Below are 22372 nucleotides of genomic sequence, written 5' to 3' on the forward strand. Positions count from 1 at the left end.
TATGAACGAAATGATCTATTGTGAAGGACTCGTTAAGATTTTTAAATCGGACGATATCGAAGTTGTCGCTCTGCAGGGCTTGAACCTGACGGTGAATCAGGGCGAGATGATGGCGATTATCGGGAATAGCGGCAGCGGCAAATCAACTCTGCTGAATATGCTGGGTGGTCTTGACCGCCCTTCCGCGGGTCAAGTGAATGTAGGCGGCTGGGATCTGCTGAAGATTCGTGACGATCAGCTGGTAGAATACAAGCGGAATACCGTTGGCTTCGTATGGCAGAACAACGGACGCAACTTGCTTCCTTATCTGTCTGCCTTGGAGAATGTAGAGATGCCGATGCTGTTAAGCGGTAAGCTGGATCGGGCCTATGCGAAGCAATTGCTTGAATGGGTCGGTCTGAAAGATCGCATGCACAGCAAGCTGCATCAGCTCTCCGGTGGGGAGCAGCAGCGCGTGGCCATCGCTATCTCGCTATCGAATCGTCCCAAGCTGCTATTGGCGGATGAGCCGACCGGCTCGGTTGATACAGCAACCTCTGACCAGATCATGAACATATTCCGCAATGTGAACCGAGAGCTTGGAATTACGGTCGTTATCGTTACGCATGATTTAACACTGGCAGGCAAGGTTGACCGGGTTGTTGCCATTCGTGACGGATTAACGAGTACCGAGTTTCTCAAGCGTAATCCAAATCTGGATCTGGCAACGATGGAGAACGGTGGTTTCCATCAAGGCGGACTTCAAGAAGTACACGAAGCATTTGTCGTTGTCGATCGGGTTGGGAGATTGCAGGTTCCTAAGGAGTATCTTGAAGCAGTCGGGATCCAGGGGCGAGCCAGCATGGAGTTTGATGGTGACAAGATTGTGATTACGGCGCCGAAATCATTGGAGGAGGAGAACGCATGAAGCTTAAGAACGGAAAAATGCGTAAAATGATGACAGTATCCCTTGCGGCCACCATGGCCCTGGGGTTGCTTGCTGGATGCAGCGGGGCAAAGACTCCGGTTAGCAACCAAGAGAAAGTACTCCGCATCGGCGTCCTGTATGGCGGTAATATGGATGACTCTTATTTCCGTCAACAGTACACAGATATTTATGAATTCGACAGAAAAAATGTGAAGATCGAAATTGTCCCTGCAATTAATCAGAGCGATTGGCGCTATAATGATGGATCAGAGCCTTATAAAGAGCCGGATTACTTGGACGGTATGAAGAAAATTATGACCGGCAGCAATCCCGTTGATGTCGTCGTTACAGACGTTAGTGTGCTGAAACAGCTAATCCAGGAAAATATGCTGAAACAGCTTGATCCATTAGTCCAGGAGGACAAATTTGACACAAGCGATTTCGTTCCAGCGGTCATTGATGGCATTAAGGATTTAGGAGAGGGAAGTCTTTATGCGCTAACTCCTTCATTCTCTTCATCCGCTTTGTTCTATAACAAGAAGCTGTTATCCGATGCTGGAGTTGAGCCTCCTACGGATAAAATGACTTGGGATGATGTGTTCAATCTAGCGAAGAGACTGGCGAAGGGCTCAGGCAAGGATCGCGTGTATGGATTCTCCTTCAATCGCTATATGGGTAATGACCCATTCTGGGATATGCAGTACACCTATATGGCTCCACTGCAGCTAAGGATGTATGATGAGAAGGCTGAGACCATGACGGTGGAATCGCCGCAATGGATTAAAGCATGGGATACGATCAGTAATCTCGTTAAAGAAGAAGTAATACCGAATAACAATAATGTCAACTATGATGAGAATTGGACTCCGATATCCAATGATATGTTCTTATCTGGCAAGGTCGCGATGATGATCTCCGAGAGCTATTATATTAACGAAATTGCTGATGCCAATACTAATGCGGCCAAGATCAAGGATTATACGCCAGTCGATTGGGATGTGGTTACGCTTCCGACACATCCAGAGAAGCCGGATATTGGCGGCAACATTTATCTTAACAATACGTTTGCTATTAACACCAATGCACCTAATCCTGAGTCGGCCTGGGATTATATTAAGTTCATTGCCGGCGAAGACTGGGCGAAGCTGAAGTCGCGGAGCAATTCGTATGAGATGGTTGCCCGGAAGTCTTACATCCAACCAAGGCAAGGCTTATCTTATAATATCGGGGCATTCTATAATATCAAACCGGTTCCGCCAACAAATCCGAAGGATGATAAGCTGAAGCAAGAGAAGCGAGGATTATACTACGTTGAAAATCTCGGCCGAACTTATTTCCAAGAGGTATTAGATAAGAAAAAGTCATCAACAGAAGCCCTGAAGGATTGGTCGGAGAAGGGTAACAAGATGCTGCAGGAGATTAAGCTTAATCCTAAGACCGAATTCCAAGAAGATGGAACGCCTTATATTCCTGAAGATAATGTGAGTGCGGCTGCTGGGTTATCAAGTAAAGGATGATTGAATAATAAAAAAGTCGCTGGAAATTATTTCGGCGGCTTTTTTTGTACAATTCTGGGCAATCTATATATCGATGAACCAAATCTGTATGGAGGAGATCGTAAATGCATTGGGTATACTTCAATAAATTGTATCGTACGAAATTTCAAGCTGGCTGCCTTGCGAAGAGATTAGAACAAGATGGCTGGATTTACGGCTTCGACCGCATGAACGAAATTGAAATCTTCCGCTCCAAGCGTGGAAAGTATGGCGTCAGGTTCATTCCTTAGATTCAATCCGAGACGACTTTCCAATTCATTTCTGTTGATAAGCAATTATTTGCACAGTCCCTTAAAGTGACACTTGACAAACCATGGCATACTCGTGTATATTATTACTTGTCGCTATTTATTGTCGCGGGGTGGAGCAGTTCGGTAGCTCGTCGGGCTCATAACCCGAAGGTCGTAGGTTCAAATCCTGCCCCCGCAATACTTATTTTAGTCATTTGTCGCAAGGGCCCTTAGCTCAGTTGGTTAGAGCGGTCGGCTCATAACCGATTGGTCGGGGGTTCGAGTCCCTCAGGGCCCATTATGCGAGAAACCCTTGCTATGCAAGGGTTTTTTGCTGTTTATAGGAGATAGAATCCTAGACTTCTAGGATTTGATAGCTTGTTGCTAACGCCTTTGCTAACGGCGGTAGTGCCTTATGTAACGGGTGGATATCTTGCAGTACAAGCATCACATAAAATAGACGATTTATGAGGGAAAGGTGTCCAATCTCTTCACAGAAAATAGAATAGGATAGTGTGTACTCTACATAAAAGTAGGAAATCACATATGAGTGAAGTAGTTGGTGGGGGATTATGGTATATTAATATGCGAACAAAGCCAGGCCTCCGAACGGAGACCTGGCTTACTTATATGATTGGAATACAAGGGATTATTTGATGGAAGAAGGGAATATCGTATTTGGTATAGCTATTATTGTAGAATTTGCTGAATAAAGATGTGATTAACGGCCGCGCTTTTGGCCTCTCAGTTCAGGTCTGCCGCAAAACACATCTTTTACAGAATAGCAGAATTGATGCTTTGGCACGGGTACACAATGATGTCGTCTGATGATCTCAACGGGATGCACTACGTTTACAACTTGTGGATGGAAGTAATCTTTATACACTGTAGTTGGCGGGTCAAATACGGTTTGTTCTGGACATTTGTTATGGCATTCTGACATTTTTCTTCAGCTCCTTTGTTTTAGGTTCACATCATTATACGCGTGTAACTATTGTATGACTGTATGTTTGTCTATCTATATCTACATCAATGAGTCCAGAATATCAGCAAATAACAGGGGGGAGTTCTTCATGAAGATAATCACGATTAGGCAGCCATGGGCAACCCTAGTGGCTCTGGGGGAGAAGCAGTTTGAGACCCGCAGCTGGAGGACGGCATACAGGGGCGAGCTGGCGATTCATGCAGGAAAAGCGATAGATAAGACAACTTGTCAACAGGAGCCTTATCGTTCCGTTCTTCAAAGGCGTGGGTATACCTCGGATCAATTGCCACTTGGGGCAGTGATCGCGGTGGGGAGACTGGAACAATGCTATTATGTTGGAACGGATCTAGGGACTGCGGCCATCCTAGGAGATGAAGGTTATATAGTGGAGGGAGCGGAATATGCCTTCGGGGATTACACTGAAGGACGCTATGCCTGGAAAATAGGCCGTATAGGATTCTTGGAGAGACCGCTGCCTGCAACAGGGAGACTTGGGCTGTGGAACCTTCCAGATGATCCGCTGTTGAAAATGGATGAAATGCAGCATACCTGGTCGAAATAGTCATTCAACCAGGTAATGCTCAAGGAACAGATTAGTCCTCTTCATTCTTTTCGTAAGCAATTAAAGTGACTTCATGCCCGGTAATTTGGGTTAACTGATTTTCGGCCTCTTTAATAATTGTGATTGCAGTGGCTGTATCGTTGAGAGAGGCTATATTGTAATGATCGTCAGAATTCTTCAACAAGGAACCCTCCAATGTATAATGTATAGAATTTTAAGCTTAAGCAGTTCTAAGTTTGCCCATGATAAAAGCTGCTTATGATAAAAACTTGATTATCTCAGGAGTAGCATGTTATAATAACAAACGCAGGATTTTTCTTGTACATAGAGAAGCTGCCCTATAAGACGCATCGTATATAGGACTAACCTATTTTGCGTCGACAGTAAGCCGGGATGGCGGAATCGGCAGACGCACAGGACTTAAAATCCTGGGGTGGGTGACCACCGTGCGGGTTCAAGTCCCGCTCTCGGCATTCGTGCTTACAAGGTTGACGGAGGATCGCATGTCTTTCATTTCGATGAAGGGACCTGCGATCTTTTCTAATCCTTGACAAGCAGGGTTCAGGCTTCAAAAAGATGTTGCAAATCCTGAGTGACTATGTTATTATATAAAAGTTCTTTAATGACATTAACAATTTGGATCGTTAGCTCAGTTGGTAGAGCACGTGACTCTTAATCATGTGGTCCAGGGTTCGAGTCCCTGACGATCCATTCCTGTTAGAAACGGCATCGCTGCCGTTCCTTTGTTCCTTATATGACACTGAAAGATATTAGATGATTGCTGCCTGGCAGTAAATAATTATTGCAACATTCTAGTCACTATGTTATTATATAAGAGTTGATAGTGACATTCATAATTTGGATCGTTAGCTCAGTTGGTAGAGCACGTGACTCTTAATCATGTGGTCCAGGGTTCGAGTCCCTGACGATCCATCCTTTAGAAACGGCAGAGATGCCGTTTCTTTGTTGCTCAGAGTGCTGTATGGTAATCGGAATGGATTACTGTACAGCTCTTTTTATTTATAGGACAAAGGTATTATTTTCTGGTCTAGGGTAACGAAATTATTCCTGTATGTCGATATATTACCTATAGGCCTGAATATGGATTCCGGCAGACATGACAACCAAAGGAGAGAAATGAATGACTGGAAAGAGGAAACTGACAGGATGGCTCCTTACAGTGGCGCTGCTCCTGGCTGTCGTATTTCCTACGGGTGCTTTTGCAGCCACAGGAGATGTCGTCTCGATTGATATTGAAGGTTCCGGATCACCGATTGAGCTAACGGTAGGAAAGTCTACTAAGCAATTGAAGGTGTGGGGAACTGTAGAGGGTTCGTCGGTCAAACGCGACTTGACCAGGGCAGTGGATTGGTCCTCCGACCACCCGGAGATCATTAGTGTTAACAACGGATTTGTAACGCCGCTGAAGAGCGGCAGTGCAATAATTACAGCTGTTTATAACAACTCCGCAGTGTCCACGATAGAAATCAAGGCGGTAGACACGTACAAAGAGCTGACGTTGGAATATTCGGCGAAAGGGAAGTACAAGCTGGGAACCAACGAGAAGAACTTGACGGTTACTGCTTTAGCGGCTATCGAGGGAAGTCAAGGGGAGACGAAGGACGTTACAGCTGATGCTGATTGGAGCAGTTCGAACTCCTTGGTCCTGACGATTGAGAAAGGGAAAATCACGCTGGTCGGCGAAGGGGACGCAACGATTACGGCCAAATACAAAGGGCTAACGGCTTCTTTTAAAGCGACTGTAAGCTCACCGTATTCTGAATTAAATATCCTTCGCGCAGGAACAAGCGTAACTGATGAAGATGTTGAGCTCTTGATTGGTGACGACGAGGTAGCACTAACAGCTCAATCAACATTGACCAGTGATAAATCAACCTTGGACGTTACTACGAAGGCGAAATGGACTTCTTCAGACAGCAATATAGCAACGATTGAAGAAGGCAAGCTGAAGGCTAAGGCTTCCGGTAAGGCGACGATTACAGCTGAATATCTCGGCGTCAAAGCCAAGATCGACGTATATGTGCGCGCTCCATATGAAGTAATTCTGCTTAAGCCTGCAGAGGATCAATTGATATTCATCGGCGAAAGGCTGCAGCTTGAAGCGGAGATGAGAAGCCGCGCGAATTCCACGGATTCCGTAACAGGAGTTGCCGAGTGGAATTCATCGAGTCCGTTGTCGGCTACCGTATCTAAAGGCTTAGTTACAGGTATGACTGCTGGATCTTCGACGATTAAGGTTAGTCATCTTGGAGTCACTAAGAACATTAAAGTAACCGTTGCTCCAACAATTACGGATCTAACCGTAGAGAAGACTGAGCTGGAAATGTATAAGAACGATAAGCTAAGTCTTCCTAAAGTGACGGCTACCAAGCTGGACGATGATAAGGTCGATTTCAGCGGCAATATGAAATGGACTTCGGATAATGAAGATATCGCCAAGATTGAGGACGGTAAAATTATTGCCAAGGATTCAGGTAAAGTAACGCTAACCGCGAAGCTGCCTGATTCAGAAGTTAGTTCTCCGCTCAGCATTCGCGGGAAGAGCGTAAGCATTGAACTTACAGTAAAAGAGAAAGTCCTCACCTTTATTATGCCGGATGAAAAAATAAGTCTTGTAATTGGCGAAGAGATGCCGCTTCCTAAGGTTACGGCTGTATGGGAAGATGGCGGAGAAGGTGACGTATCCAATGATATTGAATGGACAGTTACCGGTGCCAATGCAGTGGTGAAGACGACGCCTACAGGTAAAGTTGTAAAAGGTCTGAATAAAGGCTCAGCCACTTTGAAGGGGACTTATTCCAATAAAATGATCAGCGTTCCAATGACGATTGAACCGAAGATTACGAAGATCGTCGTTGAGCCTACCAGCATCGAATTGAATGTGAAGAAGAGCAAATCGATTAAGGTTACAGGTTACTATACGGATGGCAAGAAGGTAACTCTGTCCAGCAAGGTAGGTTGGCAATCATCCAATGAACAGGTGGCAACGATCTCCTCTACCTCGGTAAAAGCTATCGCTGAAGGGACAGCGACCTTGACAGGCTCCTATCAAGGACAAGCAATTAGTGTGAAGGTGAGCGTAGTTCCAAAGCTGACCAAGCTTACGGTCGACGAGAAGAGCCTGAAGCTCGCACCTGGCTATGTGAAGACAGTGAAGCTTACTGCAGAATATGATACAGGTGCATCAGCATCTGTGAATGATAAAGCAGTATGGACGACTTCCAAAGCGTCCGTTGCGAAAGTAACGAACGGAAAGATTGAAGCGGTCGGCAAAGGTTCGGCTACAATCAAAGCGAAGTTCGGTGATAAGACAGTGTCCGTTCGGGTCACAGTAAAGTAATGATTTATTTCCAGAGCCGCCTTGGAGAATTCCATGGCGGTTCTTTTACATTCCTGGTTGATTCAGGTTTGGGCTTGGCATATAATTAAGGAACAAGTGTTCTATCCCACGATATGAACCAAAATAAGAACTATGTAAAGCAAAGGAAATCTACAACAATGGCAAAACGTACTACAAAAAGCAAGTCGAAAGGCAAGTCCAAAAGTAGCACATCAAAAAATAGCATCATCGTAGTTCTTCTAGCTGTCTTTATCGGGTTTTATTTGCTGGAGGGCGGCTGGCAGGATTGGCTTGGTCCGACGGACTCGTCTTCTGTAACGACGCAAGCAGGGGAGAATGAAGGGCGTCTGCGGGTCATATTCCTAGATGTAGGGCAGGGAGCTTCGCAGCTCCTGATTAGTCCAACTGGCAAGACAATGCTGATTGATGCGGGGAATAATGACCGTGAACAGCAAATGGTTGATAGCCTACATGCTTATGGGATTGATCGTCTGGATATCGTGATCGGAACGCATCCGGATGCGGATCATATTGGCGGCCTTGATCGAGTGATTGACAATTTCGAAGTTGGCGCCGTCTATATGCCGAAGATCCAGTCCAATACGAAAACCTATGAATCGCTTCTTAGATCGATCAAGAATAAGGGGCTGAAGGTGAAGACAGCCCAGGCTGGCGTTCGCCTCGACTGGGACGAAGAGGTAAGTAGCGAGATGGTGGCTCCTGTGACAATTAGTGATGATACGAACAACATGAGTGCAGTAGTTCGAATTACATATGGCAACAGCTCATACCTTCTTACTGGCGATGCTGAGCGAGAGAGTGAGCAGGCTATGCTGTCTTCCGGAAGAGAGCTACAGGCAGATGTAATGCTGGTTGGTCATCACGGTTCCAAGTCCTCGACGACACTGGCCTTCTTGAAACGGGTCAAGCCGAAGTATGCCGTAATCCAAGTAGGAGCGGACAACAGCTATGGCCATCCGAAGCAAGCGATACTGGATCGTCTGGCGAAGCAGAAGGTAGAAGTATATCGCAACGATTTACAAGGGAATATCGAGATAGCCTCCGATGGAATGAAGTACTATATTACGGCGGAAAGGTGACACGGTCATGGTTGGGATCGTTGAAGGCTTTGAGGAAGATATATGCCGAATTGAAGTAGAAGGCCAAATGAGGAATGTTCCACGCAGCCAGGTTGACAAGGAAGTTAGGCAGGGAGACATTGTAGAATGGAAGAGTGGCTTGTGGCTGACGAATCTGCAGAAGACCGAGGCGAGAAGCAAGGAAATCAAGAGATTAATGGAAGATGTCTGGGAAGATTGAAGAATGAACCAAAGGGAGGATTACTGTATGCTGTCACGACCAAAATCCGAAGAATTTTTACCTCATTTTCAGGAGTATGTGAACCTGGTACCTGGAGGCAATCTATTGGAATTGTTAGAGGGACAGATCTCACAAATCGTAGATCGGCTTGCTTCCGTAACTGAGGAGCAGGGAACATACCGCTACGCTGAAGGCAAATGGAGTCTGAAGGAAGTCATCGGGCATATGGCAGATACAGAACGTATTATGAGCTATCGGCTGCTTCGTATCGCCAGAGGCGATACAACACCGCTACCAGGCTTTGAGGAGCAGCTCTTCGTAAGTAATGCGGGCTTCGACCGATTCACGTTAGGGGAACTGCTGAAGGACTTTCAGTGCGTCAGGGAGGATACCTTGTCGCTGATACGCAGGCTGGATGAGACAGCTTGGCAGCGCATGGGCCATTATGGTGGGGGAGAAGGCTCTGCACGCTCCCTAGGCTATATTATTGCCGGCCATGCGATCCATCATATGAATATCATTAATGAACGATATCTTGCTTAGAGATTCATAGATACCAACATACAGACAGAATAACGGCCAAGCTTATCCGGGGACGGATCGCTTGGCCGTTTGTGATATTTTAGAACAGAAGGGTAGGGCACCAGTGCCTAAATTACTCGTGAGAGATAATCAACTCAAGCTTGCCATTCAATTGGAAGTCACCTGAAGAGATAGGGAGAATGAAATGATCTCCTTTGGCCAAAGGATAACTTTGTCCGTCGATTGACAGCTCGCCATTACCATCGATTACACTGCAGATCGTATATTGCTTGGCTTCTGGGAAGCTGGCCTTGCCGTCAACATTCCATTTTTCTACGGTGAAAAATGAATTAGAGACGAAGGTCGTAATGACGCCATTTTCGATTTCCTTGGTGTCATAGGATACGGCTTGATAAGCTTGTGGGACGCTAGTTACGTCGATAGCCTTCTTCAGATGAAGCTCGCGGGTATTGCCATCCTTATCTTTACGGTCATAGTCATAGACACGATAAGTCGTATCCGAGCTTTGCTGTGTCTCCAGTACGACAATGCCTTTGCCCAGTGCATGGATTGTACCGCTAGGTACATAGAAGAAGTCACCGGCTTTTACAGGAACCTTAGTTAAGAGAGAATCCCAGTTCCCCGCTGCGATCATCGACTCCAACTCATGCTTCGTCTTCGCTTCATGACCGTAGATAATGCAGGCACCCGGCTCAGCAGCGACGATATACCAGCATTCTGTCTTGCCCAGCTCTCCATTCTCATGAGCACCTGCATAGGCATCGTTAGGGTGGACCTGAACGGATAGATCGTCAGAAGCGTCCAACAGTTTCGTCAACAGCGGGAAGACGGTGGAAGAGGAGTTGAACAGCTCCGGATGAGAGTTCCACAATTCGCCAAGCAGCATCCCTTGATATGGGCCGCTCTTCACGATACTCTGACCGTTAGGATGGGCGGAGACTGCCCAGTATTCACCTGTGTGTTCATAAGGGATGTCATAGCCGAACAATTGCTTCAGCTTCTGGCCTCCCCAAATCCGTTCTTGAAATACCGATTGAAGAAAAATAGGTTCGTTCATCGTGTTATGTTCTCCTTTTTAGCTGTGATTAGAAGTTGTCAAGCAATGATATTATTTATAATCAACATGAATCAGTGCTGCGGCTCCGATCAATCCGGCATCCTGCAACAAGGCCGCAGGAACGATTGGAGTATTACGTCCTGACGGGTTCAGCGCATATTTGGACACATATTCTCTAACGGTACTAAAGAGCGGCTCGCCGATTTGGGAGACACCTCCGCCGATGACGAGCTTCTCAGGATCGAGAGTGTTGATCAAGGTGACACAGCCGATTCCGATATAACGGAATATTTGATCGACTAGCGCCTTCATCTCTTGATGTCCATCTGCAGCGAGCGCAAATACTTCCTTGGAAGTTACCTCGCGTCCTAACAACTCTGAGGCTTGTCTGGCAATGGCTGTACCTGAGGCGACATATTCCCAGCAGCCTTGCTGGCCGCATACACATGTTCCAGCCGAGGGATCAATGACGAAGTGGCCGACATCACCAGCATTACCAGTGGCCCCGGTAATCAGTCTGCCATGGCTGAAGATACCCGCACCGATGCCTGTGCTAATCGTGATAAATACGAAATGCTCAGCATCCTTAGCCGCACCGAGCCATTTCTCTGCTAGAGCTGCAGCAGTCGCATCATTCTCAAAAGCCATCTTGTAGCTAAAATGGCGCTGTAAAGATTCTACGATCGGGAAGTTCCACCAGCCCTTCAAATTAGGCGGAGCGGTAATTTCACCTTTTTGCGTATTCAAAGGGCCAGGGGCACCTATGCCAATTCCAAGAATGTTCGACTCTTCCACTTGATGCTCCATCAACATCTGCTTGATGGCTGCCGCCATTCTGTCAACCATGACATGAGGCGATACCGAATGATCGGTAGGAAGGGAAGTCTTTGCAAGAACCTGTCCTAACGGATCGATAATTCCGAGAGCGGTCTTGGTTCCACCAATGTCAATACCAATTGCGTAATCCAAAGCTATTCCTCCATTTGATGAATTGATAACTTGACAAACTTGACAAATAATAATTTTGTAAAGTATATTTAGGTTTAGTTTATCATGTTTCGAAAGGAATGAAAACAATTGGCCAGAAAAAAGAAAATATCGATGCAGGATATTGCGGATAAGCTTAATATATCCAAAAATGCAGTATCGCTGGCCTTGATGAATAAAAAGGGAATCAGCGAAGCAACGCGCTATAAAGTACTGCAGGCGGCTAAAGAGCTCGGATACGGTCAATTTGCAGCCGAAGAGGCAGGCAATAATATATTAGTGCTTGTTCCCGAGCGGATTATGAGCTATCAGGATAACGATCATTTTCAATTTTTCCACGATATGATCTGGGGATTGGAGAAGAGCATCCGCAGCAGGGGATATAATGCGATCGTGGTCCCGATCGACGAAGAGATGGAGGCCGGACTGAAGTTACCTAGGCTGGTATCGGAATTTTCATATCGTGGCATTATTTTATTCGGGATCGTGGACAAGAGTTATGCATGTCTCGTATGGGAGATGGAGGTCCCCTTAGTTATGCTGGACTCCTATTACCGGGATCTACCTTGTCCAACGGTCACGTCGGCCAATATCGAGGGGGCATATGAAGCAACCTCTGTGCTGATTGGCGCAGGGCATCGTGAGATTGGCTTCATTGGTCCGACCAATCTGACGACGAGTCATGAAGAACGGTGGTTCGGTTATTGGAAAGCGATGCAGGATCATGGGCTGCCAGTGGATAACGGATATTGTCTGACAGGGTCTCAGGGGTATGATGAGACGAGGCGCGAAATCGCAGAATGGCTGGATGGGCTGGACCAGCTGCCTAGCGGCTTCTTCTGCGGTAATGATCGGATCGCTTATATATTGGCGGGACTTCTACGGGAGCGGGGAATCTCAGTCCCTGAGCAGATCTCTATTGTCGGGTATGATGATCTGCAATACCCGGCGATGCCGGAGCTACAGGTGACGACAGTTCATGTGGAGAAGGAGAAGATGTGTCAAGCAGCAGCAGAACTTCTCTTATCTGTTTCCGGACGCAATCGAGAGATGATGCGAGTCTTCGTCCCGTCTACCCTTGTAATCCGGGAATCCGTAAAAGAGGTTGTTCAAAAAGTCCACTTTTGATAAGAAAACCAATCAATGTAATTCAAGGACGTACGCTGCGCTCCTTAGTCTCTAGCTTCATCCAACTGAAGCGTTTTGAAAAACGCACATCGGAAGCATAGGCTTCGATGTTGAAAACCGATCTTTTTGAACACGCACTAAAAGAATTGAAATAAAAATAACCGTCAGGAAAATTCCTCCTGACGGTTATTTTTTCGTTCTAAGATAAGAAATGATTAATGAATGTATAAATTTTCACAAAGATAGAGACATGGCTACTATTTAATACCTTTCATATAGCTTTGAATCTTAGGAGTCAGAACCATAAGCTGCCGAGAAGGCTACAGGCGCCAGCTTCGTTGTCGCGGACAGACCCACCGGTGACAAGCACAATTCGCCGATAACGACGACGAAGTAGCTAAGCACGAGCCACAATGGGTTTACCAAAGAATTGGCTCCGCCAAGGTAAGCCGGCAGTAAGATGATTAAGAACGATAAACCAGCGAACAGCAATCCAAGCGAAAATTTCTGTGGAATCGTTGGCTGACGATGACCGAGTTTCATCCAGATCCACGCGCATACTGGAGCTAATGTAATGACAAAGAGTGGATTCAGCGATTGGAACCAAGCAGGTGAGATATGAATACCTGCAAAATCCAGCTGTGTACGCTTGTCTGCATAATTTGCGAGGATCGTTGCCCCTTGCTCTTGAATTGCCCAGAACATGATCGCAGCAATAAACAATGGAATATAAGCAATGAGCCGCGAGCGCTCAACGGCTGTTGTCTTCGGACTACGATATGTCCGTGATCGGGTGAGCCTATTCTCCTTTTTTATGAAAAAAGGGGATAAGGAAAAGGGTGCCCTTAGTCAATTCTATGACTTAAGGACACCCTATTATTGAATCTATATTATGGTGAAAGGATATATTATTTGTTCAAAGCAGCTTCGTAACGTTTCTCAACTTCTGCCCAGTTGATGACGTTGAAGAAAGCGGCGATGTAATCTGGACGTTTGTTCTGATATTTCAAATAGTAAGCATGCTCCCACACGTCAAGGCCAAGAATTGGAGTCTTGCCTTCCATGATTGGGGAGTCTTGGTTAGGCAAGCTGTATACGGACAATTTGCCGTTATCTACAGCAAGGAAAGCCCAGCCACTACCGAAACGAGTTGTAGCTGCTTTGGAGAAGTCTTCCTTGAATTTGTCGAAGCCGCCCAATTCGTTGTTGATTGCGTCAGCAAGCTTACCAGAAGGTTGGCCGCCGCCGTTAGGACCGATTACTTCCCAGAACAGGGAGTGGTTAGCATGGCCGCCGCCGTTGTTACGAACTGCAGTACGGATGCTTTCAGGTACACTGTCCAGATCCGCGATCAATTCTTCAACGGATTTGGATTGAAGCTCAGGAGCAGATTCCAGAGCAGCGTTCAGGTTAGTTACATACGTATTATGGTGACGATCATGGTGAATCATCATAGTCTGTTCATCGATATTAGGCTCGAGTGCATTGTTTGCATAAGGAAGTGCAGGTAATTGATGTGCCATGGGTAAATCATCCTCTCTAGTTATTATGTAGCATCATTGTCATTTCCGACAGTTATTATTATATAGCTACTCAGACACTTAGTCAACATATATGTATGGTAAGTATATTAATTCATCGTCTTCCATTGACAAAGAGGGATTCGTTCATCATAATGATTGGTCGAATAGCATTTTAACCGTAGTCGTTCATCTATGTATTATGCTCGATCAAGGTAATCTTATAAGCAGGGGTGAGAAAAAGTGGGAATGGGCATCGTTGTCGTAGAGGTATGCAGCAATAATCTGCTCAGTATGCTTGATTTGGAGCAGTTGGAGGAAGAGTATCCGGAGATCGCCGTTATGCGGACGGATTGCCTAAATTTCTGCGGAATGTGCCGGGCGAGACCTTATGCGATGGTAAATGGGAACAAGGTGTTTGCCAAGACATCGGAGGAATGCCTCCTGCTGATCAAACAAGCGATAGAGGCGGAACTTAAAGAGTTCTATGAAATATAAGCTTGTGAATGACAAGGATAAAACACTTGCATAGATAGATAAAAAGACTCCGAAAGGCATTTTGCTTTCGAAGTCTTTTTTGTATAACAACTTATAGACATTATTGTTTATGGATTACGTAGACACAGCGTTTGCCCTGTTGCACCAGGCATTCCGTTCTTTCGACCTTCGTATCTAGCAGAGTCTCGAACAGCTTCAGTTCACAGTCGCAGGCATGATTGTACTGATCGGCGATTTTTGAGATTGGACAATTATGTTCTTTTAATACGAAGCTGCCGTCCTCTTGAGCCGTGCATTCCGTCATATATCCGTTCTCGTTCTGAATTTCGGCCAAGCGTCGGACCTTCTCGTTGAAATCCTTCCCTTGCATTTCGGATTCATATCTGCCGGTCAGCTTCTCCTTACGGCGTTCGAATAGCTGATTAACCATGTCCTCGCCAGTCTCTTCAGCCAGGGCATTCAGCAGATCGAGCGTCAGGTTATGGTAGCTCTTGGGGAACATGCCTTCCGCTGTATCCGTCAGGCCGTAGACCGCGGTCGGGCGGCCCAGAGTCTGACGGATCATCTTCGATTCAATTAACCCGTCGCGTTCCATAGAGCTAAGATGTCTCCGAACGGCCATTTCCGTAATTTGCAGCTCATTGGTAACTTCCTTGGCGCTGAGGGGACCAGCTGTTTTCATCATATGCAGAATCCGCTCTCGGGTGGATAAAGGTTGTATCTGATTCATAACAGACCCTCCCTTGGGTGAGTAGTCGCCTTGTTATAGAACTTCCACGGCATCCTTGCAGGCATCAGAACAGAAACCGTGATGTATTTCTTCACAATCCTCACAGCAAATATGTTGTAAGTTACATACCGGACAGTTTATATAACGATCATGAGTGGTTCTGCAGTGGTGGCATTTGCCGATGACAATATCCTCATCAGTCTGGTTGATTGGAACGGAGATTCGTTCGTCAAACACATAGCATTTGCCATCCCATAACCGGCCCTGAACCTCGGGGTCCTTGCCATATGTGACGATGCCGCCTTCCAGTTGGGAGACGTCCTTGAAGCCTTCATTCAGCAGAAAGCCCGTCAGCTTCTCGCAGCGTATTCCACCAGTACAATAGGTAAGAATGGTCTTGTCCTTATAGTCGCTCAGATTGTCTCGAATCCATTCGGGGAACTCGCGGAAGGAACCGACCTCGGGACGGATCGCGCCACGGAAGTGTCCGATGTCATATTCGTAATCGTTACGTCCATCAATGACCACGACATCATCGCTCTGCAGCTTCTCGTAGAACTCGGCAGGGGACAGGCGCTTGCCGCTCAGTTTATTAGGATCAAGCTCATTCTCATAGCGGAAGGTGACCAGTTCCTTCTTGTGCCGAACGAACATCTTCTTGAAAGCATGCTGGTCGGTTTCGTCGATCTTGAAGAAGGTGTCCTCAAACCCAGGGATTGCGCGGAGATCATTCATATATTTCTCTGTCTGCTCCACTGTGCCAGATACAGTCCCGTTAATACCCTCGCTCGCGATCAGAATACGCCCCTTCAGCCCAAGCTCTTTGCAATATTGCAGATGCTCTGTCGTAAAAATTTCAGGCGAATCGATCGTTGTGAATTTATAATATAGTAAGATGCGGTAGTTCGTTGTTTGACTCATATATTTCATCACCTATTTAAGATTTTAGATTATAATTAAGATTCTACTGCATTGTAGAGAATTTTGCCGACTTAGTCAATATTAAAGTATAGTAAGTATGTTAAGAGGTTTTTGATGTGGAGGAGGAATATGGATGAACAGAAACGTTGGCTTCGTATATGCACATCCGGATGATGAAACTTTTGGCTGTTCCTTTCTGATCCGGCAAATTGCCGATGAGGGGGGGAATCCCGTGCTGCTCACGGCTACTCCTGGTAATGCGGGCAAGACAGGACGTCTTGGACCGATGACTCAGGAGGAGCTGGCGGCGAAGCGTAGAATCGAGCTGCAGCAGGCTGCAGATATTCTTGGCATTACCGAAGTCGTTCATCTGGAGTTGGGGGACGGAAAATTGAAGGAAGTGGACCAGGATGTTCTAGCTGCCCATGTGGCAGACTTCCTGCGTAAGCATCAAATCGAGATAGTCATTACTTTCCCTGAGGATGGAATGTCAGGACATGCTGACCATATCGCGATACATCATGCGGTAAATAAAGTTGTGTTTGCTGGTCAAGTCCCTTCTGTACAGAAGTTGTATTATAACTGTCTGCCCTCGAAGCATGATGCAAACGGTACAGCGAGTGTGCTAAGTGTGGGTGCGAATGGGAACTGGCAAATGAAGCGCGATGCGCTGGCGGCACATGAATCGCAAATCTGGTCGATTGAAAGAGTATTTGGGGATTTGCAACAAGTGGGGCCAGAGTCTTTTGGCGCGGAATACTTCCAGCTCGTCTGGGAACGGGGAGTACATCATCCGCATAAGCAAGAACAATCGATCTTTGATGATTTAGCATAAGTGCCATGACAAAGGCCAGCCTCCTGATTAGGAGGCTGGCCTTTGTGCTGTATGCTAGAGGATCGATTAATGGGCCAAATGTTTTACTTTCATCTTGTTGCTTGGAGCCTCATTGATTGTCTTGTCCTGATCCTTCTTGTGGAACAAGCCGCGCAAGTAAGGCATAAGGTAGTAGTCGAGTCCGATTTTGCCTGCATTAGCGGCAGCTACGACAACCAGTACTTCAAGCAGGAGCATTTGTGCGTTGGTGCTTACGGTTCCCGAGAAGAGGAAGGCTGCGTTCATGACGAGTCCCATCAGGGCTGCGAAGGTTGTGAATGTACCGAGAATAAGTCCGAGACCAACTAGGAATTCGCCTAAAGGAATGACGATGTTGAAGGCGTTAACTCCTGGAAGAGCTACATGCTGCAGGAAGGTTGCCCACCAAGCTTGAACGGCGGGGTGGTCACCTGTGCTGTTCGCGATCGCCCCATTCAGGAAGCCAGCTGCATCGAAGCCGCCTGTAAGTTTATGATACCCGGCTGTAATCCATTGATAGCCGAGATAAATACGAATTACGGTTAATAACCACATTGCCACTTTGTTTGTTCTCAAGAAATTGTTAAACATAAGAACCACTCCTTATTTGTATGTGTCATTGTTTGGATGATCATCTTTGATGACTTTATTATAAGTGATATTTTTCACAATACATGTGATTTAAATCACAAATAATAAAATTTGAATAAATACATTTTAAAGTATTGTTTTAGGGTATTACAAAAGCCCGATGCTTGTGTTCGTCATCGGGCTTGCTTAGAAATTAACAAGCGAACTATCTGGCCGCTACATCTGTGCGGACGACGCCGACATCGGAAGCGTTAATGGTTCACTTCGATATGCTGTTTAGGGGAAACTTTATGGGTGAGCAGCTCAGAGACAGTAACGAAGGAGAAGCCTCTCTTTTTCAACTCAGGTAAAATAGTCTCCAGCGCCTCAGGAGTCTGAGAACTGCGGTAGACAAAATCATGCATAAGCACAATATCTCCATTGCGGGCGTTATTTAGCACCTTGCGCACAATCTTGTTCACGCCGGGCGAGGACCAATCCCTCGTATCCTGATGCCAGGACCATAGAATTAATTGCATATTGTTCTGCTTTGCCAAGTTAATAATGTTTTCGTTGTAGACACCACCAGGAGGGCGGAATAACACAGCTTTATGTCCGGTCGTTTGATAAATAACTTGCTGGGTCTGGTCCATTTCATTTTTAATGGTATTAACTGACAAAGTTTCAAAGGCTGGATGGCGGAACGAGTGATTGCCGATTTCATGGCCAGCGGCCAACTCTTTCTTGACGAGTTCAGGGTAACGTTTGACACGTTCGCCAACGACGAAGAAGGTCGCCTTTGCATCATATTTCTCCAGCAGCTCGAGAATTTTCGGCGTTAGCTTCGCATCTGGGCCGTCGTCGAAAGTCAGTGCAATAAACTTGTCTTGGGTAGGGACCTCCCATACGATGTCACCTCGGGACTCATAGTAAGCTCTGTCTTTGGGCACAGAGCGGGCTTCTGCTGAACCGGGAAGGTGGACTAATGCCGCGGACAAGATGAGCAGCAAGAGCAGTTTGGGCTTAAGCATGATCGTAAAGTTCCTCCCTCTATATTTTTCACAGATCTTATCGTACAGAACCAAGTGTGACATTCAATTATTGTGGATAATTTCATGAAAAAATATCCCTAATCTGAGCGAGGTCCGCTAAAAGGAGGATTCATGATGAGTTATACCTCTCCAAATTGGAGTCGGTCTGTGCTGTTAACGATCGATACGCAAAATGATTTTACGTTGCCAGAAGCAGTGGCAATGGTTCCAGGAACCTTTGAAGTGTTGCCAAAAATGGAGCAGATGCTTGCCGTTTACCGGGCGCTGACCATGCCGATTATACATGTCGTCCGTCTGTATCAAGAGGATGGGTCCAATGTAGATCTATGCCGGAGAGAGTCGATTGAGAAGGGACTGCAAGTCGTTGCCCCGGAGACAGAGGGAGCGGAGTTGGTCCATTCGATTCGCCCGCTCAATTATAGCGGGCTGGATTCCAGACGACTGCTTCATGGAGAGTTTCAGGCGGTTGGTGACCAGGAATGGATCCTGTACAAGCCGCGTTGGGGCGCCTTTTATAACACTTCACTTGAGCATTTTCTCAGGGAGCGAGGGATCGACACGATTCTTTTTGCAGGCTGTAATTTCCCCAATTGTCCGAGAACCTCCATGTATGAAGCTAGTGAACGAGATTTCCGTGTTGTTATGGTAAGTGACGCGATGTCCCAGGTGTATGAGCAGGGAATGAAGGAGATGAGGAATATCGGCGTACATGTATGCAGCTTGGCCGAAGCAATAGTTGAAGTGGAACAGGCAGTAGGGAGATAAGCACATAAGGATAATTGGGATCTAAAAAACACACCGTATCAAGAATCTTATGATGATACGGTGTGCCAAAATTAGAGTCGATCCGATTGGCTGACTCGTTCTTCCAGCGTCTCACCCGAATCCACATGACCTGTATTGATCGCTTCCCACAGATAGATCGAGGCGATGGAGCCATAAGGCTCCCACATATGTGCAACCTGCTGCAGGTATTTGCGGTCTGACCGTTCTTCCATATTATGCAGCCATCGGGCGGCACGCTGCAGCCCGGCATCTCCAATAGAGATAACATTCTCACGCCCGAGGCCGAAGATCAGGAACATTTCCGCCGTCCATTTGCCAATCCCTTTGATCGAGACGAGCTTGGCTGTGGCATCTTCATCATTTAGCTCCTGAAGTCGCTCCAGGTCGACATCTCCGGATAGTACCTTATCGCATAGATCACGGATATATGTGACTTTGGCGGTAGAGAGTCCGGCGGCACGAAGATCCTCAGCGCTCTGCGCTGAGAGGGCGGCCGGGGATAATTCCCCGGCCAATTCGATTACCCGGCCGCGGATTGATGCGGCCGCTTTGACGGAAATCTGCTGACTGATGATCGATCGTGCTATAGAAGCAAAATGCGGTTCCTGAGTGTTGGTTCTTACCTCGCCAATTAGTGAAATTAACGTCCCCATGCGGGGATCGGCAGCAGACAGTGAGTTGACCCGCGGGTCATCAGCATGTAAATGGAATGCAATTGAGCTCATTCGTATAACACCCTCTCAATGTTATTGATCTGATTTATTGGTCATCGTCCTCAAGCATCTGAATATATTTCTCGATCAGACCGTCCAGTTGTAGCTGAACTTGATTTTGCTGAGTCTGCAGTTCAGCTAGTCGGTCTGAATCGTATGCTGCTTCCGGTTCCAGCATCGCTGCCTGGATCAAATTCAATGTCTGCTCTAATTCGGCCATATCTCGCTCGAGCTTCTGGATCGTAGCTGGATTAGGTGTTGATGAAGTTTGCGGCGGTTTGGCCAGCTGCTTCGATTGCTGTGGTTTTGCTGTCGAATTCAAATTGTGTATAGAGCTAGAGACACTCGTTTCATTTGGGAAGCTGGTGGAGGATTTTCTCTTTTCCAGCTCGGCCCTAAAGTCCTCGAAGTTCCCCAACGTCACATTCATTTGTTCGTTCTCAAGTGCCCATACTTGTCTAGCGATCTTATTGATAAAATATCGGTCATGGGATACGGCCAGAACAGTTCCAGGGAACTCCTCCAGTGCATCCTCCAAGGCTTCCCTTGAGTCGATATCAAGATGGTTCGTCGGTTCATCGAGCAGCAGCAGGTTAGGCTTGCGGTACATCAGTATAGTTAGCCGCAGCCGCGTCCACTCTCCGCCGGAGAGATTGCAAACTTGCTTGAATACATCGGCTCCGTAGAAGAGGAAGCGGGCCAGCTGGTTCCTGGCCTCGCCGGTCTCCATTCCGATCTCGGAGCGGAAGTATTCCAGTACAGTCAGATTCAGATCTGAAGGAGCGGATTCCTGGGCTAAATAACCTGTCTCGGTTCTTGAACCAAGGCGAATCTCACCTTTATCAGTAGTAGCCATGCCCAAAATACACTTAAGTAAAGTACTCTTGCCCGAACCATTTCCGCCGATGAGCGCCGCTGTCTCCCCATAGCGCAGCGTATGCGTTATTTCGCTGTACAACTGCCGGTCACCGATGGATTTACTCACTCCGGTTAATACGAGAGCATCCTTGCCAGAACGATCGGATTGCTGCAGCTGCAGATCAATGCGTTTACGTTCCAGAACGGGTCTCTTCAGCTTGACCATCCGGTCCAACGCCTTCTGCATCGAAGCGGCCCGTCGGTGGAAGCCTGGATTTGGCGGATTGGAGCGGTTACCCCACTCAATTAACTGCTTGATCGCTTCCTTCATCTTCTGGATTTTCTTCTGTTGCTCCTGGTATTCTGCGAACTGCTGAAGCAGTCTAGCTTCTTTCTCTTCCTTATACTTGCTATAGTTGCAATGATAAGTGATAGCTTCGCCTTCCTCAATCTCGATGATCTTGGCGGCAACCGCATCGAGAAAATAACGGTCGTGCGAAGTGATAATGGCAGTGCCGCTATAAGTGCCAAGGAATGATTCCAACCATTCGATCGCTGCCATATCCAGATGGTTGGTAGGTTCATCGAGCAGCAGAATATCCGGACTTTGCAGCAAGATTACGGCTAGACCCACCTTTGTCTTCTCGCCACCGGATAGGGTAGAGAAGGGGCGTTGGTATTGCTCTACCGGAATGCCAAGTCCACCGGCAACGCGATCGATGGAAGCTTCAATCTCGTAACCTCCGCCACGTTCGAACTCATCCTGCATATGGCCATATTGCCTTAGCAATGCCTCAAGCATAGCGGGGTTCGTGGCTGTATCTGAAGGGGACATCTCGGCTTCCAGCCGCTGCATTTCTTCTCTTACTTCCAACAAGTTATGAAAAGCTGACTGAAGTACATGGTAGACCGTCTCGCCATTCCCGTAATCCGGGATTTGCGCCAAGGCGCCGATCCGGGCATTTCTTCGAATAGCCAGCGTGCCTTGGTCCGGCGTATCACTCCCAGAGATCAGCTTCATCAGCGTTGTCTTGCCGCTTCCGTTGCGGCCAATCAAGCCGACTTTCTCGCCTTCTTTGATCTCAAATGACACATCGATTAGTACCAATTCAGCACCGTAATACTTTTGAATATGTTGACTTTGAATCATCATGATTAAGTTCTCCTTCGACCAATGCCGCTGCTGCCTGCCGAAGATCTAAAGACACAAGAAGGCTGCAGGAAAAACCTGCAGC

The 22372-nt window shown here is 46.8% G+C and carries 22 protein-coding genes, 5 tRNA genes and 1 pseudogene; 17 read left to right on the forward strand and 11 right to left on the reverse strand.

What is annotated here, in order from left to right; genetic code table 11:
* The first annotated feature begins 10 nt into the window (after positions 1-10).
* The 6 genes from EI981_RS08790 (at position 11) to EI981_RS08815 (ending at position 4240) form a co-directional block, all read left to right on the forward strand.
* Positions 11-907, forward strand: a complete 897-nt coding sequence (locus tag EI981_RS08790) for an ABC transporter ATP-binding protein (RefSeq protein WP_127004499.1) — start codon at positions 11-13, stop codon at positions 905-907.
* Positions 904-2424, forward strand: a complete 1521-nt coding sequence (locus EI981_RS08795) for an ABC transporter substrate-binding protein (protein WP_126997301.1) — start codon at positions 904-906, stop codon at positions 2422-2424. Before EI981_RS08790 ends, EI981_RS08795 begins: the two co-directional genes overlap by 4 nt.
* Before the next feature lie 104 nt (positions 2425-2528).
* On the forward strand, positions 2529-2693 hold the full coding sequence (locus tag EI981_RS29200; protein WP_179015995.1) for a hypothetical protein: 165 nt from the start codon (positions 2529-2531) through the stop codon (positions 2691-2693).
* A gap of 125 nt (positions 2694-2818) precedes the next feature.
* A tRNA-Met gene (locus EI981_RS08800) sits at positions 2819-2892 on the forward strand.
* A 25-nt stretch (positions 2893-2917) separates the two neighbouring features.
* A tRNA-Ile gene (locus EI981_RS08805) sits at positions 2918-2991 on the forward strand.
* A gap of 775 nt (positions 2992-3766) precedes the next feature.
* Positions 3767-4240 carry an ASCH domain-containing protein gene (locus tag EI981_RS08815; RefSeq protein ID WP_126997306.1) on the forward strand — a complete coding sequence of 158 codons (474 nt, stop codon included), beginning with the start codon at positions 3767-3769 and terminating at the stop codon, positions 4238-4240.
* Positions 4241-4271: 31 nt separating this feature from the next.
* Here the strand turns inward: EI981_RS08815 and EI981_RS28985 are convergent, their stop codons facing one another.
* Complete coding sequence (locus EI981_RS28985) at positions 4272-4421, reverse strand: hypothetical protein (protein WP_162616137.1); 150 nt, start codon at positions 4419-4421, stop codon at positions 4272-4274.
* Between the two features lie 206 nt (positions 4422-4627).
* On the opposite strand from EI981_RS28985, the gene EI981_RS08820 reads away from it, so the two are divergent.
* The 7 genes from EI981_RS08820 to EI981_RS08850 all read left to right on the forward strand — a co-directional run bounded on the left by EI981_RS08820 (position 4628) and on the right by EI981_RS08850 (position 9464).
* Positions 4628-4713: transfer RNA gene (locus tag EI981_RS08820), tRNA-Leu, on the forward strand.
* Positions 4714-4878: 165 nt separating this feature from the next.
* Positions 4879-4951 (forward strand) — tRNA-Lys (locus tag EI981_RS08825).
* Between the two features lie 149 nt (positions 4952-5100).
* A tRNA-Lys gene (locus tag EI981_RS08830) sits at positions 5101-5173 on the forward strand.
* A 208-nt stretch (positions 5174-5381) separates the two neighbouring features.
* Entirely contained in the window at positions 5382-7601 is a 2220-nt protein-coding gene (locus EI981_RS08835) for an Ig-like domain-containing protein (protein ID WP_126997308.1), read from the forward strand.
* Between the two features lie 158 nt (positions 7602-7759).
* The gene (locus EI981_RS08840) at positions 7760-8701 is read left to right on the forward strand and encodes a ComEC/Rec2 family competence protein (protein ID WP_126997310.1); all 942 of its coding nucleotides are present in this window, start codon (positions 7760-7762) and stop codon (positions 8699-8701) included.
* Between the two features lie 7 nt (positions 8702-8708).
* A complete protein-coding gene (locus EI981_RS08845; RefSeq protein ID WP_126997312.1) occupies positions 8709-8921 on the forward strand; it encodes a DUF3006 domain-containing protein in 213 nt (70 codons plus the stop codon).
* 27 nt (positions 8922-8948) lie between these two features.
* Complete coding sequence (locus EI981_RS08850; RefSeq protein WP_126997314.1) at positions 8949-9464, forward strand: DinB family protein; 516 nt, start codon at positions 8949-8951, stop codon at positions 9462-9464.
* Between the two features lie 112 nt (positions 9465-9576).
* Here EI981_RS08850 and manA read toward each other — a convergent pair whose 3' ends face one another.
* Positions 9577-10521: a mannose-6-phosphate isomerase, class I gene (gene manA, locus EI981_RS08855; protein WP_126997316.1), complete on the reverse strand. Its 945-nt coding sequence runs from the start codon at positions 10519-10521 to the stop codon at positions 9577-9579.
* A 51-nt stretch (positions 10522-10572) separates the two neighbouring features.
* Entirely contained in the window at positions 10573-11490 is a 918-nt protein-coding gene (locus tag EI981_RS08860; protein WP_126997318.1) for an ROK family protein, read from the reverse strand.
* A 108-nt stretch (positions 11491-11598) separates the two neighbouring features.
* On the opposite strand from EI981_RS08860, the gene EI981_RS08865 reads away from it, so the two are divergent.
* Positions 11599-12636 (forward strand): LacI family DNA-binding transcriptional regulator, encoded by a 1038-nt coding sequence (locus EI981_RS08865; RefSeq protein WP_126997320.1) that lies wholly within the window; start codon positions 11599-11601, stop codon positions 12634-12636.
* A 309-nt stretch (positions 12637-12945) separates the two neighbouring features.
* Here the strand turns inward: EI981_RS08865 and EI981_RS08870 are convergent.
* Both EI981_RS08870 and EI981_RS08875 read right to left on the reverse strand, forming a co-directional pair.
* Positions 12946-13416: pseudogene (locus tag EI981_RS08870) on the reverse strand (oligopeptide:H+ symporter); the annotation flags it as partial.
* Between the two features lie 128 nt (positions 13417-13544).
* The gene (locus EI981_RS08875; RefSeq protein WP_126997322.1) at positions 13545-14159 is read right to left on the reverse strand and encodes a superoxide dismutase; all 615 of its coding nucleotides are present in this window, start codon (positions 14157-14159) and stop codon (positions 13545-13547) included.
* A gap of 246 nt (positions 14160-14405) precedes the next feature.
* Here EI981_RS08875 and EI981_RS08880 point away from each other — a divergent pair, with 246 nt between their 5' ends.
* Positions 14406-14654 carry a YuzB family protein gene (locus EI981_RS08880; RefSeq protein WP_127004501.1) on the forward strand — a complete coding sequence of 83 codons (249 nt, stop codon included), beginning with the start codon at positions 14406-14408 and terminating at the stop codon, positions 14652-14654.
* 100 nt (positions 14655-14754) lie between these two features.
* Here the strand turns inward: EI981_RS08880 and EI981_RS08885 are convergent, their stop codons facing one another.
* Positions 14755-15384, reverse strand: a complete 630-nt coding sequence (locus EI981_RS08885) for a helix-turn-helix transcriptional regulator (protein ID WP_126997324.1) — start codon at positions 15382-15384, stop codon at positions 14755-14757.
* A gap of 33 nt (positions 15385-15417) precedes the next feature.
* Entirely contained in the window at positions 15418-16305 is an 888-nt protein-coding gene (gene trhO, locus EI981_RS08890) for an oxygen-dependent tRNA uridine(34) hydroxylase TrhO (RefSeq protein WP_126997326.1), read from the reverse strand.
* Positions 16306-16438: 133 nt separating this feature from the next.
* Here trhO and EI981_RS08895 point away from each other — a divergent pair, with 133 nt between their 5' ends.
* Positions 16439-17140 (forward strand): PIG-L deacetylase family protein, encoded by a 702-nt coding sequence (locus tag EI981_RS08895; RefSeq protein WP_126997328.1) that lies wholly within the window; start codon positions 16439-16441, stop codon positions 17138-17140.
* Between the two features lie 66 nt (positions 17141-17206).
* On the opposite strand, the gene EI981_RS08900 is transcribed toward EI981_RS08895, so the two are convergent.
* Together EI981_RS08900 and EI981_RS08905 are read right to left on the reverse strand one after the other, a co-directional pair.
* Positions 17207-17749 carry a DoxX family protein gene (locus EI981_RS08900; RefSeq protein ID WP_126997330.1) on the reverse strand — a complete coding sequence of 181 codons (543 nt, stop codon included), beginning with the start codon at positions 17747-17749 and terminating at the stop codon, positions 17207-17209.
* Between the two features lie 251 nt (positions 17750-18000).
* Entirely contained in the window at positions 18001-18759 is a 759-nt protein-coding gene (locus EI981_RS08905; protein WP_126997332.1) for a polysaccharide deacetylase family protein, read from the reverse strand.
* A 135-nt stretch (positions 18760-18894) separates the two neighbouring features.
* On the opposite strand from EI981_RS08905, the gene EI981_RS08910 reads away from it, so the two are divergent.
* Positions 18895-19545, forward strand: coding sequence for a cysteine hydrolase family protein (locus EI981_RS08910; RefSeq protein WP_227011773.1), 651 nt, complete (start codon positions 18895-18897; stop codon positions 19543-19545).
* 71 nt (positions 19546-19616) lie between these two features.
* On the opposite strand, the gene EI981_RS08915 is transcribed toward EI981_RS08910, so the two are convergent.
* Positions 19617-20291, reverse strand: a complete 675-nt coding sequence (locus EI981_RS08915; RefSeq protein WP_126997336.1) for a DNA-3-methyladenine glycosylase family protein — start codon at positions 20289-20291, stop codon at positions 19617-19619.
* Positions 20292-20325: 34 nt separating this feature from the next.
* Positions 20326-22290: a ribosomal protection-like ABC-F family protein gene (abc-f, locus tag EI981_RS08920; RefSeq protein ID WP_126997338.1), complete on the reverse strand. Its 1965-nt coding sequence runs from the start codon at positions 22288-22290 to the stop codon at positions 20326-20328.
* Positions 22291-22372: the final 82 nt, after the last annotated feature.

Source organism: Paenibacillus lutimineralis (assembly GCF_003991425.1).
Classification (GTDB): domain Bacteria; phylum Bacillota; class Bacilli; order Paenibacillales; family Paenibacillaceae; genus Fontibacillus; species Fontibacillus lutimineralis.

Bases quoted from the DNA above. Each gene is read 5' to 3' on its own strand.
- EI981_RS08790 (WP_127004499.1), top strand. From the start codon at position 11: ATGATCTATTGTGAAGGACTCGTTAAGATTTTTAAATCGGACGATATC.
- EI981_RS08795 (WP_126997301.1), top strand. From the start codon at position 904: ATGAAGCTTAAGAACGGAAAAATGCGTAAAATGATGACAGTATCCCTT.
- EI981_RS29200 (WP_179015995.1), top strand. From the start codon at position 2,529: ATGCATTGGGTATACTTCAATAAATTGTATCGTACGAAATTTCAAGCT.
- EI981_RS08815 (WP_126997306.1), top strand. From the start codon at position 3,767: ATGAAGATAATCACGATTAGGCAGCCATGGGCAACCCTAGTGGCTCTG.
- EI981_RS08835 (WP_126997308.1), top strand. From the start codon at position 5,382: ATGACTGGAAAGAGGAAACTGACAGGATGGCTCCTTACAGTGGCGCTG.
- EI981_RS08840 (WP_126997310.1), top strand. From the start codon at position 7,760: ATGGCAAAACGTACTACAAAAAGCAAGTCGAAAGGCAAGTCCAAAAGT.
- EI981_RS08845 (WP_126997312.1), top strand. From the start codon at position 8,709: ATGGTTGGGATCGTTGAAGGCTTTGAGGAAGATATATGCCGAATTGAA.
- EI981_RS08850 (WP_126997314.1), top strand. From the start codon at position 8,949: ATGCTGTCACGACCAAAATCCGAAGAATTTTTACCTCATTTTCAGGAG.
- manA (WP_126997316.1), bottom strand. From the start codon at position 10,521: ATGAACGAACCTATTTTTCTTCAATCGGTATTTCAAGAACGGATTTGG.
- EI981_RS08875 (WP_126997322.1), bottom strand. From the start codon at position 14,159: ATGGCACATCAATTACCTGCACTTCCTTATGCAAACAATGCACTCGAG.
- EI981_RS08880 (WP_127004501.1), top strand. From the start codon at position 14,406: ATGGGCATCGTTGTCGTAGAGGTATGCAGCAATAATCTGCTCAGTATG.
- EI981_RS08885 (WP_126997324.1), bottom strand. From the start codon at position 15,384: ATGAATCAGATACAACCTTTATCCACCCGAGAGCGGATTCTGCATATG.
- trhO (WP_126997326.1), bottom strand. From the start codon at position 16,305: ATGAGTCAAACAACGAACTACCGCATCTTACTATATTATAAATTCACA.
- EI981_RS08895 (WP_126997328.1), top strand. From the start codon at position 16,439: ATGAACAGAAACGTTGGCTTCGTATATGCACATCCGGATGATGAAACT.
- EI981_RS08900 (WP_126997330.1), bottom strand. From the start codon at position 17,749: ATGTTTAACAATTTCTTGAGAACAAACAAAGTGGCAATGTGGTTATTA.
- EI981_RS08905 (WP_126997332.1), bottom strand. From the start codon at position 18,759: ATGCTTAAGCCCAAACTGCTCTTGCTGCTCATCTTGTCCGCGGCATTA.
- EI981_RS08910 (WP_227011773.1), top strand. From the start codon at position 18,895: ATGAGTTATACCTCTCCAAATTGGAGTCGGTCTGTGCTGTTAACGATC.
- EI981_RS08915 (WP_126997336.1), bottom strand. From the start codon at position 20,291: ATGAGCTCAATTGCATTCCATTTACATGCTGATGACCCGCGGGTCAAC.
- abc-f (WP_126997338.1), bottom strand. From the start codon at position 22,290: ATGATGATTCAAAGTCAACATATTCAAAAGTATTACGGTGCTGAATTG.